General features: G+C 42.1%; 15 protein-coding genes. 7 read left to right on the top strand and 8 right to left on the bottom strand.

Going from position 1 to position 17,227, the window contains the following annotated elements; genetic code table 11:
- Positions 1–153: 153 nt before the first annotated feature.
- The 3 genes from N7974_RS15060 to zapE all read right to left on the bottom strand — a co-directional run bounded on the left by N7974_RS15060 (position 154) and on the right by zapE (position 3,207).
- The gene (locus tag N7974_RS15060; protein ID WP_262966410.1) at positions 154–1,329 is read right to left on the bottom strand and encodes a phosphoglycerate kinase; all 1,176 of its coding nucleotides are present in this window, start codon (positions 1,327–1,329) and stop codon (positions 154–156) included.
- Between the two features lie 33 nt (positions 1,330–1,362).
- Entirely contained in the window at positions 1,363–1,914 is a 552-nt protein-coding gene (locus N7974_RS15055; protein WP_262966409.1) for a thioredoxin family protein, read from the bottom strand.
- Between the two features lie 135 nt (positions 1,915–2,049).
- Positions 2,050–3,207, bottom strand: a complete 1,158-nt coding sequence (gene zapE, locus N7974_RS15050; RefSeq protein ID WP_262966408.1) for a cell division protein ZapE — start codon at positions 3,205–3,207, stop codon at positions 2,050–2,052.
- Positions 3,208–3,448: 241 nt separating this feature from the next.
- On the opposite strand from zapE, the gene lpxC reads away from it, so the two are divergent.
- A complete protein-coding gene (gene lpxC / locus N7974_RS15045) occupies positions 3,449–4,372 on the top strand; it encodes a UDP-3-O-acyl-N-acetylglucosamine deacetylase (RefSeq protein WP_262966407.1) in 924 nt (307 codons plus the stop codon).
- Positions 4,373–4,389: 17 nt separating this feature from the next.
- Here the strand turns inward: lpxC and N7974_RS15040 are convergent, their stop codons facing one another.
- The gene (locus N7974_RS15040) at positions 4,390–4,797 is read right to left on the bottom strand and encodes a DUF721 domain-containing protein (protein WP_262966406.1); all 408 of its coding nucleotides are present in this window, start codon (positions 4,795–4,797) and stop codon (positions 4,390–4,392) included.
- Between the two features lie 440 nt (positions 4,798–5,237).
- Between N7974_RS15040 and dapA the strand changes: the two genes are divergently transcribed.
- The 4 genes from dapA to N7974_RS15020 all read left to right on the top strand — a co-directional run bounded on the left by dapA (position 5,238) and on the right by N7974_RS15020 (position 11,300).
- Positions 5,238–6,113: a 4-hydroxy-tetrahydrodipicolinate synthase gene (gene dapA, locus N7974_RS15035; RefSeq protein ID WP_262966405.1), complete on the top strand. Its 876-nt coding sequence runs from the start codon at positions 5,238–5,240 to the stop codon at positions 6,111–6,113.
- Positions 6,113–6,808: an outer membrane protein assembly factor BamC gene (gene bamC, locus N7974_RS15030; protein WP_262966404.1), complete on the top strand. Its 696-nt coding sequence runs from the start codon at positions 6,113–6,115 to the stop codon at positions 6,806–6,808. Before dapA ends, bamC begins: the two co-directional genes overlap by 1 nt.
- Positions 6,809–6,913: 105 nt before the next feature.
- Positions 6,914–10,801, top strand: coding sequence for a phosphoribosylformylglycinamidine synthase (gene purL / locus N7974_RS15025; RefSeq protein ID WP_262966403.1), 3,888 nt, complete (start codon positions 6,914–6,916; stop codon positions 10,799–10,801).
- Between the two features lie 61 nt (positions 10,802–10,862).
- The gene (locus N7974_RS15020; protein WP_243217788.1) at positions 10,863–11,300 is read left to right on the top strand and encodes a hypothetical protein; all 438 of its coding nucleotides are present in this window, start codon (positions 10,863–10,865) and stop codon (positions 11,298–11,300) included.
- A gap of 49 nt (positions 11,301–11,349) precedes the next feature.
- Here N7974_RS15020 and N7974_RS15015 read toward each other — a convergent pair whose 3' ends face one another.
- From N7974_RS15015 to ssb, 4 genes are all read right to left on the bottom strand, one after another.
- A complete protein-coding gene (locus N7974_RS15015; RefSeq protein ID WP_243217789.1) occupies positions 11,350–11,814 on the bottom strand; it encodes a CreA family protein in 465 nt (154 codons plus the stop codon).
- Between the two features lie 23 nt (positions 11,815–11,837).
- Positions 11,838–13,412 carry a bifunctional aminoglycoside phosphotransferase/ATP-binding protein gene (locus tag N7974_RS15010; RefSeq protein WP_262966402.1) on the bottom strand — a complete coding sequence of 525 codons (1,575 nt, stop codon included), beginning with the start codon at positions 13,410–13,412 and terminating at the stop codon, positions 11,838–11,840.
- Positions 13,413–13,424: 12 nt separating this feature from the next.
- The gene (locus N7974_RS15005) at positions 13,425–13,988 is read right to left on the bottom strand and encodes a plasmid pRiA4b ORF-3 family protein (RefSeq protein ID WP_243217791.1); all 564 of its coding nucleotides are present in this window, start codon (positions 13,986–13,988) and stop codon (positions 13,425–13,427) included.
- Between the two features lie 64 nt (positions 13,989–14,052).
- On the bottom strand, positions 14,053–14,547 hold the full coding sequence (ssb, locus tag N7974_RS15000) for a single-stranded DNA-binding protein (RefSeq protein WP_243217803.1): 495 nt from the start codon (positions 14,545–14,547) through the stop codon (positions 14,053–14,055).
- A gap of 398 nt (positions 14,548–14,945) precedes the next feature.
- Between ssb and N7974_RS14995 the strand changes: the two genes are divergently transcribed.
- The gene (locus tag N7974_RS14995) at positions 14,946–15,485 is read left to right on the top strand and encodes a YaeQ family protein (protein ID WP_262966401.1); all 540 of its coding nucleotides are present in this window, start codon (positions 14,946–14,948) and stop codon (positions 15,483–15,485) included.
- A gap of 136 nt (positions 15,486–15,621) precedes the next feature.
- Complete coding sequence (locus N7974_RS14990) at positions 15,622–17,208, top strand: ABC-F family ATPase (RefSeq protein ID WP_262966400.1); 1,587 nt, start codon at positions 15,622–15,624, stop codon at positions 17,206–17,208.
- The last annotated feature ends 19 nt before the right edge of the window (positions 17,209–17,227 follow it).

Below are 17,227 nucleotides of genomic sequence, written 5' to 3'. Positions count from 1 at the left end.
AAACCCGAAAAAAACCGTGATCGTACCTCTCAAACCCTTATTCTACCGTTGAAAATTGGGGTAAACGATTTTTAGGTGGCTCTGTAGGCTAGATAAATCAAAGGCTACAAGGCAGCGCAAATGGCTCTTTTATAATCTTGATACCCTGTTTTACTAATGGCTGCGTGATTTTAAAATGGCAACAGCTGGCAATTCTTTACCTTCAAGAAACTCAAGAAAAGCGCCGCCACCTGTCGAGGTATATGAAACCTGATCATTGATGCCGTATTTATCAATAGCTGCCAAGGTATCACCACCACCGGCAATTGAAAAAGCACTGCTTTCAGCGATGGCTGTTGCCAGTGCCTGGGTACCGTGACTAAACTGTTCAATTTCAAATACGCCGACCGGGCCATTCCAAACAATAGTGCCGGCTGATTTTATCAATTCAGCATACTGTTTTGCCGTATCAGGACCTATATCCAGAATTAAATCATCGGCTTCAACATCCTCAACCTTTTTTATTGTAGCAATGGCAGTTTCAGAGAATTCTTTGGCACAAACCACATCAACAGGAATAGGGATGGCAGAACCGGCTTTTTTTGCAGCGGCGATTAATTGCCTGGCTTCTTCCAATAAATCAGCTTCATATAGCGATTTGCCGACTTGAAAACCTGCAGCAGCAATAAAAGTATTGGCAATGCCACCACCAACAATTAACTGATCTACTTTTTCAGATAATGATTTTAATACTGTTAATTTGGTTGATACTTTAGAACCGCCGACAATCGCTACCAATGGTTTGGCAGGTGTTTCCAAGGCCTTACCCAAGGCTTCCAGTTCACTGGCCAATAAAGGCCCGGCGCAAACAATCGGTGCAAATTTGGCGACACTATGGGTTGAAGCTTGTGCTCTGTGCGCAGTACCAAAAGCATCCATAACAAAAATATCACAAAGAGCGGCCATTTTCTTGCCTAACTCGTCACTATTTTTTTCTTCGCCAACATTGAAGCGCACGTTTTCACAAAGTACAACTTCACCCGGCGCAATAACAATACCGTCCAGCCAGTCTTTTTCTAATCGGACCGATTTCCCCAACAATTTTGCCAAGCGTTCAGCAACAGGTTTTAAAGAAGATGCTTCGTCATACTGACCTTCAACAGGACGACCGAGATGTGATAACAACATCACGGCAGCTCCCGCAGCCAATGCTTTTTCAATGGTTGGAACACTGGCCTGAATACGAATATCGCTGGTTACTTCACCATTTTTTACAGGGACATTAAGATCCTGACGAATTAATACCCGCTTTCCTGATAAATCCAGATCAACCATGTTTTGAATTGACATATTTTACTCTCTTAGTTTGTGTGTTTAATGTGTCTATTTCCATTTGATGGAACAACCCACGCCGGAAATCTGTTGTTGCGGGCCTTTGCCGGTTTCAGCAACCTGCTTCATGGCTTCAAAGAGGTCACGGTAGGCATCAGCAGGAGCGGTTTCTTTTCTGCTGGCATCAAGCCTGCCTCTATACTGTAATTCAAGGTGACTATTATACCCAAAAAAGTCTGGCGTGCAGATAGCATCGTACTGCTTGGCTATCTGCTGGGTTTCATCAAATAAATAAGGAAAACCAAAATCAAGTCGGGAGGCAAGTAACTTCATATTACCGAACGAATCTTCCGGATATTCAGCCGGATCATTCGACATAATGGCAACGGATTCAATACCAAACTGTTTAAGTTCGAGGGTATCTCTAACAATCCGCTCTTGCACCGCTTTAACATAAGGGCAATGATTACAAATAAATAGTACCAATAAACCATTTTTTCCCCGGCATTGTTCCAGCGACCAGATGCGGCCATCAACACCCGGCAAGCTAAAATCAACAGCTTTTTTACCAAAATCACAAATTGGCGTTGCCAATAATACCATCGTTGCACCTCATAAATATTTTGCCAGACAAATGGTTGTTATCGAAATATAACCAAACAAAAGAACTTCAAAATTCATCAACATCAAAGGGCACGTACAAAAGCAACTTCAAGCTTCGTAGCAAATAAAGCCTGCCTATAAGTCCTTGATATGCTTGCTCTGCAAATAAGCCTCTGATTGCATTTCAATTAATCTTGATATCGTACGTCTAAATTCAAATGCCCCCTCACCTTCGGTATAAAGCTCTTGAGGGGGTACTTCAGCAGTACAAATCAGTTTTGCTTTATACTCATAAAGCGCATCTATTAATGTCATAAAACGCTTGGCCTGGTTATGTCTTTCTGCTGACAGCTTGGGAATTTCAGATACAATCAACGTACTGAATTGATTAGCAATTACCTTGTAATCAGCTGAACCCAAAGGTTGTACGCAAAGCTCATCAAAAGTACCAAGAGCGATGTCTTCGTGTACCGAGGATAACATAACCTGCCTTCCCAATAGGGATAAAATACCGGTTTTTTGTGCTGAAAAATGCGTCAATTCGTTATAAGTTCGCTGCACAAAATTACCCGACTGGGTATCCAAAGGAAAATAATAAGTCGTTTTAAGTGAGCACAAATGCATGAGACGATAATCTTCTTTAGCAACCAGTTCAATAATTTTAGACTCTTCTTGCAACAATTTGGTGAAGCCCAAGAATTGCTCTCTTTGCAAGCCACCCTGATATAAATCATCCGGGTGACGGTTAGACGTAATAACCACTAATGTATCCAACTTAAAAAGCTGAGTGAACAATCTTTTCAAAATCATGGCATCCGCTATATCAGTAACATGAAACTCATCCACACAAAGTAGCAGGGCTGATGATCTGATTTTTTTTGCCAAAGCAGAAACCGCATCGGTATTATTATGCTGTCGCCATTCATGAATAAAAGCATGAACCTCCAACATGAACATAGTGAAATGTATGCGTTTTTTTTTCTCAAAAGGACAAGTTTCATAAAATAACGTCATCAACATTGATTTGCCACGACCAACGTCACCGTATAGATACAAACTTTGGCATTTTTCTGGAGGCAAGGCAAATAACTTATAGGCGGCTGATTTTTGACCATAATTGACGCTAATCAATAGATGCTCGAGAAGGATCTGTAGGTGTTGTAAGGCGAAAAATTGCGCGTTATCGAACTGTATATGCTGTTGAGCGACTTGATTATAATATTGCTTTTCAAGTAATCCTGTTAAATCAGGGTATTGTTGAGGGGGTTTTCGATTAAAAATTTTCTTTAACATAGTGGCAATGACTAAAAATGATGCCTATATTAGCATTAATTATTACAGGTTTAACTACCGCAATGCCTTTGTATTAATTATTAAAGCTTGTGAGTTTTAATACTCCAATCAGGTCTTTTTTGGCAAAAAAATAATACTGCTTTATCCTAATTAAAATGAAAGTAGATTCAATATCTTTTTTGGGATCAAATTGTGATAGAATTAGCGATTTTTTGCCAATCCATTCGGCGTTATTTATTTTATGATTAAACAGCGAACTTTAAAAAACACCATAAGAGCTACAGGCGTAGGTTTACATACAGGCGATAAAGTAAATTTAACTTTACGACCTGCTGAACCCAATACGGGGATCAGATTTCGCAGAGTGGATTTGGCCGAACCAGTGACTATTCAGGCAACACCAAAAAACGTTGGTGAAACCGTATTGTCAACGACATTGGTTGCCGGTGAGGTAAAGATTTCAACAATAGAACATTTACTCTCGGCTTTTGCGGGATTAGGAATAGATAACGCTATTATTGATGTCGATGCGGCAGAAATACCGATCATGGACGGTAGCGCAGGACCCTTTGTATTTTTACTTCAAGCAGCCGGGGTTGAGGAACAGGACTCCCCGAAACAATATATTCGAATCAAGCATAGTATCAGGGTTGAAGATGACGATAAATGGGCTGAATTTAATCCATTCGAAGGCTTTAAAGTGACTTTTACGATTGACTTTGAGCATCCGGCTTTTGAAGAGCATGTAAAAACAGCCACGATGGATTTTTCTTCAACAACTTTTGTTAAAGAAGTGAGTCGAGCCAGAACCTTTGGCTTCATGAAAGATATCGATATGCTAAGAGAAAATAATCTTGCTCTGGGTGGAAGTCTTGATAATGCTATCGTTGTTGACGATAATAAAATCCTCAACGAAGATGGGTTACGCTACGCTGATGAATTTGTTAAACATAAAATTCTTGACGCAATTGGCGACTTATATTTGTTGGGACATAGCTTGATTGGTGAATTTACCGGCTATAAATCAGGTCACGGCTTAAATAATAAATTACTGCGTACCTTATTGGATAACAAAGACGCTTGGGAAATGGTTACTTTTTCTGATGAAGATGAAGCGCCAATTTCTTTTATGCGTTCCGCAGAAGCTCCCCGATTGGATAGCTGATAAAACGCAGAAATTACCTAAACTTTACTGGATAGCCTTTCCAGTGTCGCACTTAGTCTTAGCAATGCAGATCTGAGTTGATTATCCGAAACAGTCAGACCATGGTTTCGGATAACCTCTATCTTTTCTATAGAGGGTATTTTTGCCTTCCGTTCAGTCCCCACCCCCGCCCCTGATTGACCGGCAATAATTTTGATTTGCAATATTTCAACGGGCGTTCTTGTTAATGTTGCAATGGAAGCAAGAATTACGCTTTTATAAAATCGTAACTGTGATGCCCATATGGCAGAATCTGTATAAATTAGTAATTTTTTGTCCTTTATAAGACTATGCCGAACCTGTTTTGCCAATACTTCAGGCAAAACTGTACGTATACGTTGCAAAATTCGTTGTTGTTGTTCAATTTGAGTATAAAAAAAAGCCATCGTCCGATTTTGGAACGACAAAGATCTTTTAAATGAAGATGGTTTTTGGGGCATAACAGCGAGTGAAAAAAGTTAAAAAAACTGTGAAAAAAAGCACGAAAAAATATAATACTTAATGTACTTTAGGGCTAGTTACAGGACTGGCCGCTTATTGTAGCAAGTGGTTTTTGTTAGAACCAATAATTAATTTACTGTTAATTAATCCCGATGTATTTTAGTCGGCTTTATTTTATATAAGAAACATTAGCCAGAAAAGTTAATGATATTGATAGACAAACTTGCAGCGTAAAGATAAACAAACAAATCAGCACCCAATCATTTTTTGACCCGACACAAAAATCTATTTAGCCTTGCGTTTTGCACCTTATACCTTTTTTAGGTATTTGCTTGTTATAATAAGCGCAGTTTTGTAACCGTATCAATTCTGATCGAGAAATTTCATGATTCAAGGTAGTATCGTAGCGTTAGTCACACCGATGTATGAAAATGGTGCAGTGGATAAGGACAGCCTGAAAAAATTAGTCGACTATCACCTTGAGCAAGGGTCAGATGCCCTTGTTGCTGTAGGCACCACAGGGGAATCTGCGACCCTGAATGAAGATGAGCACTGTGATGTTATTAAGTCTATTGTTGATTTTGTTGCCGGCAAAATTCCGGTTATTGCCGGGACAGGAGCAAACTCAACCACTGAAGCAATAACACTGACACGCAAGGCCAAACAAGCGGGTGCCGATGCCTGCCTGATTGTAACGCCCTATTACAACAAGCCAACTCAGGAAGGCTTGTATCTGCATTACAAAGCCATTGCTGAAGCGGTTGATATACCACAAATTTTATATAATGTACCCGGGCGAACCGCCTGCGATATGTTACCTGAAACTGTTGGACGCTTAGCCCATATCAAGAATATTGTTGGCGTTAAAGAAGCGACAGGCGACCTATCCAGAGTCAAAACCATAAGAGATTTGGCCGGTGTCGATTTTGCAATTTATACCGGGGATGATGCCAGCAGCCGTGAATTTTGTCTTTTAGGTGGTAACGGTACGATTACGGTAACCGGTAACGTTGCCCCACGTCTGGTACATGAAATGATCATGGCGGCAATATCTGGTGATAAAGAAACCGCATTAGCCATCGATATAAAACTGGCAGACTTACATGAAAACCTGTTTATTCAATCCAATCCAATTCCGGTTAAATGGGCGGTTGCTGAAATGGGCTTGATGGGTAAAGGTATTCGCTTGCCGTTAACCTGGTTAACCGAGGATTGTTTTACCGTAGTACGCGATGCAATGCGTAAGGCTGAAGTCATTTAATGAACGTTAAAATTGGCTCACTTTTCATTATGGCAACCCTGTTGCTTAGTCTATCCGCTTGCAGTTACGTCAAAAGCTTGTTTCCTGACAAAGAAAAAGATTATCAGTACACAACTGAAATTCCCCCGCTAATTTTGCCTAATGATTTAAAAAATAACTACGTTCCCAGTGTAACTACATCGACAGCCCCTGCTGTTAGTAGTGACACTGATGCCAATATGCCAGAGGCAGCCGCTAATAACCCGACTGAAGACGCCACATCCACAGTAACGCCGACAACCGAGGTCATCATACCCAATACGGCAATTACAGTTGAGCGCATTCAAATGACTGATGGTGGAAATCGGTTGCGTATCAACACGCCGTTTATTGCAACCTGGCGCATCGTCAATAAGGCATTAAGCCGAAAAGCTATTGAAGTCACTGAGCGCAATCAGGAAGCAAAACTGATTACGCTTCAATATGATGCTGAAGGGCAACAAGTAAAAGATGAATCTTACTGGGCTGATGTTGCATTCTTCTTCACCGGAATTGAAAATAATGACAAAACCTATCTACTCAAGCTGGAAGGAAATGATCAGCAAACCGATGTTGTTATTCTTGATAAAGACCAACAACCATTGTCTGATACTGACAGCGCCAAGTTACTAATGCTTTTGGAAGAAACCATTAAAGCTGATTTGGCAAAGAAATAGCGATCTTAATTTCCATAGGTTGGGTTGGATTATGCCAACCCGACAACCGCTCGTGTCAATTTACGCAACGTTAATCTAACAACCAACATTTACTGTTTTACTCACATGTTAAAAATTTCTGGAACATCTGCATTATCCAACTTTCGTGTCAATAAACTACTGGTTGAATTACAAGCGATAGAAGCAAGTATCACTGCCGTTTCAGCACGGTTTATTCACTTTATAGATCTTGAAGATGACTTGACTGCTGACCAAAAAGTCATTCTAAATCAGCTATTGGCTTATGGTTCCTTATCATCAACAAGCCACTCAAACAGTGAAATTCTTTTGGTCGTGCCACGATCAGGCACTATTTCACCTTGGTCAAGTAAAGCAACAGAAATTGCCCAGCGCTGTGGTTTATCCACCATCAAACGTATAGAACGTGGTATTGAATACTTACTGGCAGCCAACAAACCACTGTCAACAGAGGTTAAAACACAGTTATCAACTTTACTACACGACCGCATGACCCAGACGGTCTTATTTGATAATGCAGAACCAGATTTATTTACCCAACACCAACCCAAGCCATTAGTCGATATCAAGATCATCGAACAAGGTCGTGAGGCACTGGTTAAGGCAAATTTACAACTGGGCATGGCGTTGTCAGATGATGAGATTGATTATTTAAGTGACAGCTTTAAAAATCTCGGTAGAAATCCTACCGATGTTGAACTGATGATGTTCGCTCAAGCCAATTCCGAACATTGCCGACATAAAATTTTTAATGCCGACTGGACTATTGATGGCGTAGAGCAAGCCCAATCTTTATTTGCCATGATACGTAACACCGCCGATAAAAATCCGGAAGGCATTTTATCGGCCTATCATGATAATGCTTCGGTAGCTGTTGGCTCTAAAGCAGCCGTATTTATTCGCAATGCCCTGACTGGCGAATATGGTTACATCGAAGAAGACGTGCATTTACTGATGAAAGTTGAAACCCATAATCATCCTACGGCTATTTCTCCCTTCCCGGGAGCAGCAACCGGTTCGGGTGGTGAAATTCGGGATGAAGGCGCAACAGGAAGAGGTTCGGCGACAAAAGCGGGCTTAACCGGATTTTCCGTATCGCATTTAAAAATCCCCGGATTTATTCAACCGTGGGAACAAGATAATGGTAAGCCGGAGCGTATTGCCTCAGCGCTAGCGATTATGCTGGAAGGTCCGTTAGGCGGCGCTGCTTTTAATAATGAATTTGGCAGGCCTAATATCGCCGGTTATTTTCGCAGCTTTGAACAACCGGCACCAGGTAGTAACGGTCATGAATTTAAAGGTTACCACAAACCCATTATGATTGCCGGTGGCATGGGTAATATTCGCCCGATGTTGGTCGATAAACACCCTATTCCAGCTGGTTCGTTAATCATTATATTAGGCGGCCCGGCCATGCTCATCGGTTTGGGTGGTGGAGCTGCATCGTCACAAGCATCCGGTGCCGGTTGTGAAAACCTTGATTTTGCCTCGGTACAACGCGAAAATCCTGAAATGGAACGTCGCTGCCAGGAAGTTATTAATCACTGTAATTCGATGGGTAACGACACCCCCATTATTTCCATCCATGATATTGGCGCTGGCGGCTTATCCAATGCCGTCCCTGAAATTATCCATGACTGCGAACGTGGCGGACAGTTTGAATTAAGAAATGTACACAATGCCGATAAAGGCATGTCACCTATGCAAATCTGGTGCAATGAAGCGCAAGAACGGTATGTGGTTGCTATCAAACCTGAATCATTACCGCTGTTTAGCGCTTTTTGTGAGCGCGAGCATTGTCTGCATGCGGTTATAGGTACTGCTACTGAACAAGAACATCTGTTGCTTAATGATGCCTTATTAGGCGATAAACCGGTTGATATCCCGATGTCAATATTGTTTGGCAAACCACCCAAACTACACCGGAATGCCCAACATATAAAACCGGCTACCAAGGCACTAAACTTTAGTGACGTGACTCTACAAGCAGCTGTTGAACGGGTATTGTCTTTTCCTGCAGTCGCTGATAAAAGCTTTCTCATTCATATCGGTGACCGTTCAGTAACGGGACTGGTCGCACGCGATCAAATGGTTGGTCCTTGGCAAGTCCCGGTGGCTGATGTTGCCGTCACGGCATCCGGTTTTTATGCTTTAACCGGTGAAGCCATGGCAATGGGTGAACGTTCACCGATTGCTGTAATTGATGCCCCCGCGTCCGGTCGTATGGCGATCGGCGAGGCTATAACCAATCTGGCTGCGGCCCGGATAGAATCACTCAATAAAATTAAAATATCTGCCAACTGGATGGCAGCGGCGGGTTTTCAAGGTGAAGACGCCGCGTTATTTGATACCGTTAAAACAGTCGGCATGGAATTATGCCCGGCACTGGGCATTGCCATACCGGTCGGTAAGGATTCATTGTCGATGAAAACCGTGTGGAAAGATAACTCCGACGAAAAAGTCATGACGTCACCGTTATCGCTGGTTGTTACCGCATTTGCTCCCGTCATTGATGTCAGTAAAACACTGACCCCTCAGATGCAGGATATTGAAGATAGCGTATTAATTTTAATTGATTTGGGTGCAGGTAAAAATCGTTTGGGTGCTTCGGTACTGGCGCAGGTTTATAACCAAATGGGTGATGACTGCCCCGATTTAGATGACCCGGAATTATTGAAAGACTTCTTTAATGCTATTCAATCACTCAATAGCCAAGGAAAATTGCTGTCCTATCATGACCGTTCAGACGGCGGCTTATTAACGACCGTAGCTGAAATGATGTTTGCCAGCCGATTGGGCGTTTCCTTGTCAATTGATGAACTGGGCGATAACGCTCTGTCTGCCTTGTTTAATGAAGAACTAGGCGCAGTAGTGCAAATCCATGCCAGCGATTGTGAACAGGTAATTGATTTATTACAGCAATCAGGCCTAAAAAATTGTACTTTCGTTATAGGTAAAGTGCTAAAAGCACCACAATTAACCATCAATTTTAAAGATAATCCGGTTTATTCTGCCAGCCGTGCCGAATTGCAAACCATCTGGTCAGAAGTCAGTTACCGGATGCAGGCTTTGCGTGATAATCCTGATTGTGCGAAACAACAGTTTGATCGTATTACCGATGATAATGATCCCGGCTTAACAGCAACCTTAACGTTTGACGTTAATGAGGATATCACCGCACCGTTTGCATCAACGTTAAGACCCAAGGTTGCCATCTTGCGTGAACAAGGCGTCAATGGTCATGTAGAAATGGCAGCGGCGTTTGATCGGGCAGGTTTTACCAGCATTGATGTACACATGACTGATATTATTCATGGACGGGTAAGTTTGCGTGATTTTACCGGACTGGTTGCCTGCGGTGGTTTTTCTTATGGCGATGTACTCGGTGCGGGTGGTGGCTGGGCTAAATCCATTCTTTTTAATCCGCTCGCCAGAGCAGAATTTGCGGCATTTTTTCAACGCCCTGATACCTTTGGCCTGGGGGTCTGTAACGGTTGTCAGATGATGTCAGGCTTAAAAGAAATAATTCCTGGAGCCGAGCATTGGCCACGCTTTATGCGCAATACCTCGGAACAATTTGAAGCCAGAGTGGCAATGGTTGAAGTACAAAAATCACCGTCCATTTTATTGGTCGGTATGGAAGGTTCCAGAATGCCGGTTGCCATTGCCCATGGCGAAGGTCGCGCAGAGTTTATTGGCGATCCTCAGACAGCACTTGATGCACAAGCCGTCGCCTTGTGTTATGTTGACAACTATGGCGCAGTAACGACTGATTTTCCTGCCAATCCTAATGGCTCGCCTTTAGGCATAACCGGATTAACGACCAGTAATGGACGCTTTACTATTATGATGCCTCACCCCGAACGCTGCTTTAGAACACTGCAAAATTCATGGCATCCTGATAATTGGAGCGAGTATGGTGCGTGGATGCGGATGTTTAGAAATGCCAAGGTTTGGACGCAAAGCTTAAAATGAAACTAATAAGGGGCAAGTTGTTTTTAGCTTCGCCCCTTTTAAATCACAGGCAGGATGACAAATGCTTTTAACCTCTAATCGAAAGGTTCTTTACGGCTTGATTCTCATCGGCATTGTCATAATAATAACAATGCCTGATGTGATTATCGGATTATTATTTGGGGTAGTCCATTTTTTCTTTGAGTTACTATTTATCTCGTTTGAATGGCTTGAATCCCTATTGGATCATGTCGTCGAACACTTACTTCATACTGAACTGCACGAAACTCAAACCATTGTTTTCTATTTGCTGGTCGGCATTGCCGGAATACCGCTTTATTATCTCTGGATCACGCTGCGGCGGTTTTTTTATTGGTTAAAAAAAACGCTCCCGGTAATATGGACACAATGCAAAACTCACACAATTGTTTACTGGCAAGACTTGTCGTTAATCGACAAAGTAAAAGTACTTTTCATTACGGTGATCGTAATTTATTTAGCCTCTTTTATATTCATGTAATATAGAAAATCTGTTCATATAAACTGCACCCGACCTGCCCTACCACTATTTATTTCTCAGTCCACGGCATAATCGGAACAGTAGAGATACTATTTGCCGGTGCACCTTCAATCAATTTTCGACTAATAGCCACATAAATCAAGGTGTTACGGTTAGCATCAAACAAACGACTGACTTTGGTTTCTTTAAAAAACAGCGAGGTATCTTCGCTAAAGGCTGTTTCTTCTTTCGGCAACTTTCCATCAATAATAATGGGACCGACCTGACGGCAGGCAATAGAAAATTGCGAAGGATCTTCAGCGACGCCAAATGCCCCGGCAATACCCCCGGTACGAGCTTGGCTAATATGACAAGCAACGCCTTTTACCTTGGGATCATCAAAGGCCTGCACGCAGACTTTGTGATTTGATCCAATCAATTTCCACGATGTAGTAATACAGCCAATTTCTTCTGACTGCGCGGAAGGTGTCAAGAAAACAAGTAATAATGAGCTATACGTCAGTATTTTTTTCATAGAAATTTCCATCATATTTATTTTTAGTGGTTTGTTGGCATGCAGTTAAACAAGCTATCCAACGCTTTATCGCTTTCGGTATTAACCGTTATTACATTAATTTGTTCTTCAGCGGACAGAACTTCTGCCCATTGCAGTTGATGGAGTAATACATCAGTCGTCGCTTCTGAGGCATCATTTTGTCGTTGTTTTATACGCCGACATAACGCTTCTGTAGATGCCTTAAAATCAACAATAATAAATCGTACGCCACATTCTGCGGCAAGATTTTTAAATAAGTCGCGCTGATCAGCTTTAAGAAAAGCTGCATCAACAATGGCAGAGAAACCTGCTTTAATGACATTTTTTGCACAACCGGCAAGATGCAGATAAGTTTTATGTCCGGCCTCCCGGGTATAAAGCCCGCTATCAAGATCACTCCCGGTATCTGACTGTGCCTGATAGCCAAATAAGCGTTTACGTTCTATATCTGAACGTATTTGCAAAGCCCCCATTTTTTCGGCAAGCTGACCGGCATAAGTAGATTTACCGGAGCCTGAATAGCCATGAGTAATGATTAAAACCACCGGCTTTACCGTAGTAAATCGCTCGGCCAGAGTAACAAACTCAAGGTATTTTAAACAAGGCTGATTACAGACAGGATCATTTAATTGCTGGGCATTGCGCAACAATGAAACTTTGGCGCACACCAGCGCACGGTAAACCAGATAGTATCGCAATAAAGCCAGTCCCTGATAATCACCGGAATGTTGCAGATAATGGTTGAGTAATCGGTAAGCGTAACACTCATAGCCAACGTGCAGTAGATCAATCACCAGAAAAGCGAGCTCACTGATGACATCAATCCAGCGTAGCAGCGGATTAAACTCGATACAATCAAACAGCGTTACCTTGCCGTTGATAAGCGTCATGTTACTTAAATGCAAATCACCGTGACATTCGCGGATATAGCCTTGCCCCCTGCGTAGCTCCATTAATTCGGCTTTATCATGCCATTCATCATTACCCCAAGTCTCGATAACCTGGAGTTGCTGTTTTTGTTTTTCATCGACCAGCAAGGGCCTTATATGATCAAAATTCTCGTTAAACCAATGTTTGATACCTTCACTTTGACCATAGGGAGAGGCAATATCAGCTTTTTCGATAACATCATGAAAATCAGCAACAATACCGGTAATTTGATCGATTTCATTTACAGTTAATTGCCCACTTTCGGCAAGCTCACTTAAGGTAAATCCTGCGGGAAATTGAAGCATCTTAACGGCGTATTCAATAACCGCCCCTCCACCTTCCATGGTTGGCTGATCAGGACTACCGGTTATTGCTACCACATCAAGATATAAATCCGGCGCCAATCGCCGGTTAAGGCGTATTTCTTCATGACAAAAAAACCGGCGTTTCTCTAACGTAGAAAAATCCAGAAAGCCAAAGTTAACCGGTTTCTTGATTTTATAGGCATATTTCCCGGTTAACAGCACCCAGGAAATATGCGTTTCAACAAGACTAAAAGCCGTTACTTTATGCTGATATGCACTGGCTTCAGACAAGGCCTTAATCAAGGCAATACCACTATCCAGTTGGGTTTTATTGTTATCCATATTAGCGTCAAGCTATTGAAAATACTCAGTCAGATCATCATTAATAGCGTCAAGATCAAACTCTTCGGGATCAAATTCCCCGCCTAACCATTCCAACGTATCTTCATACTCAGCATGTTTGGGATCTAAAACTATTGCAATAAGCTCTTCATAACCCCAGATACCACCACAATCTTCTGGTGGACAGGCACGCTTACCTTTAAGGCAAACAGGCAAGGCAATTTCAGTATCAAAAGGCAGTATTTTTTCGAGCAGTATTTTGTGTTCCCAGCTATCCCCAAAATCATATTCATAAATCAGGGAATCCTTTTCCTTTGTTAACAATTGCGCCAACGTGTATTGTGTCTCGTCTTCCGTTTCCAGATCATAATCTCCATCGGGGACACTATAAAATGTTTTATTGGCAATAAATTGGTGTAAATGACTGTTGGTCCAGCCCATTACAACCTGAATGACATCATGAAAGGCAGATAAACCTATATCACTGGCAACTAAAACAGTACGCCAAATGGGCGGTTTGGCACCCATCAATGAAATTTTTATTTGATAAATAACCCTTGATTGCTTCGTTGCCATTTTAATAACTCCATAAAAATATAAGTTTATTGATATTCTTTACATAATGATATTAAGGTGTCCGTTAAAAGGGTATATCGTCATCAAAATCATCATAATTAGGGAGCGGAGGAGTCGATCCCGGATTATTTTGCTGTGCGGGTTGCTGAGGCTGGTATGCAGGTTTTGATGATGGTGCAGAATGCCCGCCCATCTGAGCTTGATCACCGCCAAAATTGCTGGTACCACCACTACGGCTGTCCAACATGTGCATTTCTGTGGCAATAATTTCGGTAGTATAGCGATCCAGTCCATCCTGCCCTTGCCATTTTCGCGTTTGCAAACGCCCTTCTACATAAAGCTGACTGCCTTTTTTTAAGTATTCACCGGCGATTTCAGCCAAACGGTTAAAAAATACGACTCTGTGCCATTCGGTAGATTCTTTTTTCTCACCTGATTGTTTATCCTTCCATCTAAAATTAGTCGCTAAGGTTATGTTGGCTACAGCACCACCCGTTGGCATATAACGGACTTCAGGATCAGCACCCAATCGGCCAATTAACGTCACTTTATTAAGCATATATTCTCCTAAATTTTTAGTCTATTTATTAAAACGACTATTTGTCATTAAACTGTTAACAGCCATTAAAAAATTTCTTTTTTCAGCGTAAGCCAATTTGGGTAAAAACTCATGTATCTGTTATTTTAACAGGTACAATTATGCAGATTATTTTTGTAAAAAAAGGCTTGTTCTCAACTGTTAAAGCTTAACCTTTTACTATCCGCTTAAAAACATTACCCACCTTAAGACTTATCTTTATGTCGCCTATAGTACCCGAACATGCTCTTTTTTTTAAAAAAATTATACGTTCAAGGACTCTTTCAATCAGTTATTTTCCTCTTTACATTGAGTGACAAAATACTCAGCCCTTAAAATCTGATAAGATAGTGCAATTAACTCATACGCAAATACATTCAATGGCGCTTAAGTCAACCATCTATAAAGCCGACTGTCAGATAGCCAACATTGACAACGGCTATTACCAGCCACATAACCTGACCATCGCACTACATCCCTCCGAAACTGAAGAGCGCATGATGGTGCGTTTGCTTGCTTTCGTAGCCAATGCCCATGAATACCTGCAATTCTCCAAAGGCCTGAGTAGTGATGATGAACCGGATCTTTGGCAGAAAAGTCTGACCGATGATATTGAACTATGGATAGATGTCGGTATGCCAGATGAAAAACGCATACGCAAGGCCTGTAGTCGGGCTGATAAAGTCATCATATACAGCTATGGCGGACGTAATAGCGTTTGGTGGAAACAAATTGAACCCAAACTGGAACGCTTTAATAATTTAACAGTCGTAAACCTGCCTAAATCGGCAACTGATCAGCTTGGCTTGTTAATAAAACGGGTCATGCAATTACAAATCAGTCTCCAGGATGGACAGATTTGGGTCAGTGACGATCAACAAACTGCTCACATCGTGCCTGAAATATGGCTTAATTATTAGCCTTGGTAACATGCACGACACACTGAAGTATTATTATTCACGCAACCCTCGCCAACAAAAGAGGGAGTAAGTCGTTCAAGTGTGACACACCTTTCTTAACCCTGCTTTTTTTACCTTTACCCTTGAGAACAATACCTTGATTTCTACAGCTAACATCACCATGCAGTTTGGGGCCAAACCCCTGTTTGAAAACGTCTCTGTCAAATTTGGCGACGGCAACCGTTACGGCCTGATTGGCGCAAATGGCTGCGGTAAGTCAACTTTTATGAAAATTTTGAGCGGCGATTTAGAGCCTTCAGCTGGCAACGTCAGCACCAGTCCCAATGAGCGACTCGGTAATTTACGTCAGGATCAATTCGCTTTTGAAGACTACCGGGTGTTGGACGTAGTATTGATGGGGCATGCAGAAATGTGGGCTGCTATGTCAGAACGCGACGCCATCTACGCCAATCTGGAAGCTTCCGAAGATGATTATATGCATGCCGCCGAACTTGAATCGGTATTTGCAGAATACAACGGCTACACCGCCGAATCTCGCGCAGGTGAGATCCTGCTGGGACTGGATATTCCACTGGAACAACATACCGGCTTAATGAGTGCAGTTGCCCCAGGCTGGAAGTTGCGGGTATTGTTAGCCCAGGCCTTGTTTTCCAATCCCGATATCATGTTGCTGGATGAGCCGACCAACAACCTGGACATCAACACTATTCGCTGGCTTGAAGACATACTGAATCAGCGTAATTGCACCATGGTTATCATCTCGCATGATCGTCACTTTTTAAATAGTGTCTGTACGCACATGGCCGATATGGATTATGGTGAACTGCGTGTTTATCCCGGTAATTATGACGATTACATGATAGCAGTTACCGAAGTTCGTGAGCGCCTTCTGTCTGGAAATGCCAAGAAAAAAATTCAGATAGCCGAACTGCAAACCTTTGTCAGTCGTTTCTCGGCCAATGCTTCCAAAGCCAAACAGGCCACTTCACGAGCAAAACAATTAGATAAAATCAAATTGGATGAAGTTAAACCATCCAGTCGGGTCAATCCTTTTCTGCGCTTTGAGCAAACTAAAAAATTGCATCGATTGGCGCTAGAAGTTGAAAACCTGAGTAAAGGTTACGGTGAAGAGCCTTTATTTAAAAAGTTGAATTTAATGATTCCTGTTGGTGAGCGCGTTGCTGTTATTGGCCCCAATGGTATTGGTAAATCAACTTTATTGCGCACGCTGGTCGGTGAATTAGTGCCGGATGTCGGTGAAGTTAAATGGTCAGAAAACTCGGAAGTGGGTTATTTTGCCCAGGATCATTCCGAAGATTTTGCCGAAGATGCCACATTAATTGAGTGGATGAGTCAATGGCGAAAAGAATCTGACGACGATCAGGCCCTGCGCGGTACCTTGGGACGTTTATTATTCAGTGCCGACGACATTAATAAATCAGTTAAAGTCATCTCCGGTGGCGAACAGGGTCGTATGATGTTCGGCAAGCTGATACTACAAAAAAACAACATTATGGTGATGGATGAACCCACCAACCATCTTGATATGGAATCCATTGAGTCATTAAATACTGCCTTGGAAAACTACCCCGGCACCTTGATTTTTGTCAGCCATGACCGTGAATTTGTTTCTTCACTGGCGACACGGGTTATTGAATTGACACCCCACGGGATAGTTGATTTTGCCGGCAATTATGAAGACTATTTAAATAGTCAGGCGTAAGAAAATTTCCAAAATCTGT

It is taken from the genome of Methylobacter psychrophilus, assembly GCF_025583945.1.
GTDB lineage: Bacteria > Pseudomonadota > Gammaproteobacteria > Methylococcales > Methylomonadaceae > Methylobacter_C > Methylobacter_C psychrophilus.
The sequence above is the reverse complement of the archived record's forward strand: the minus strand, read 5'-3'. Positions and strand labels throughout refer to the sequence as shown.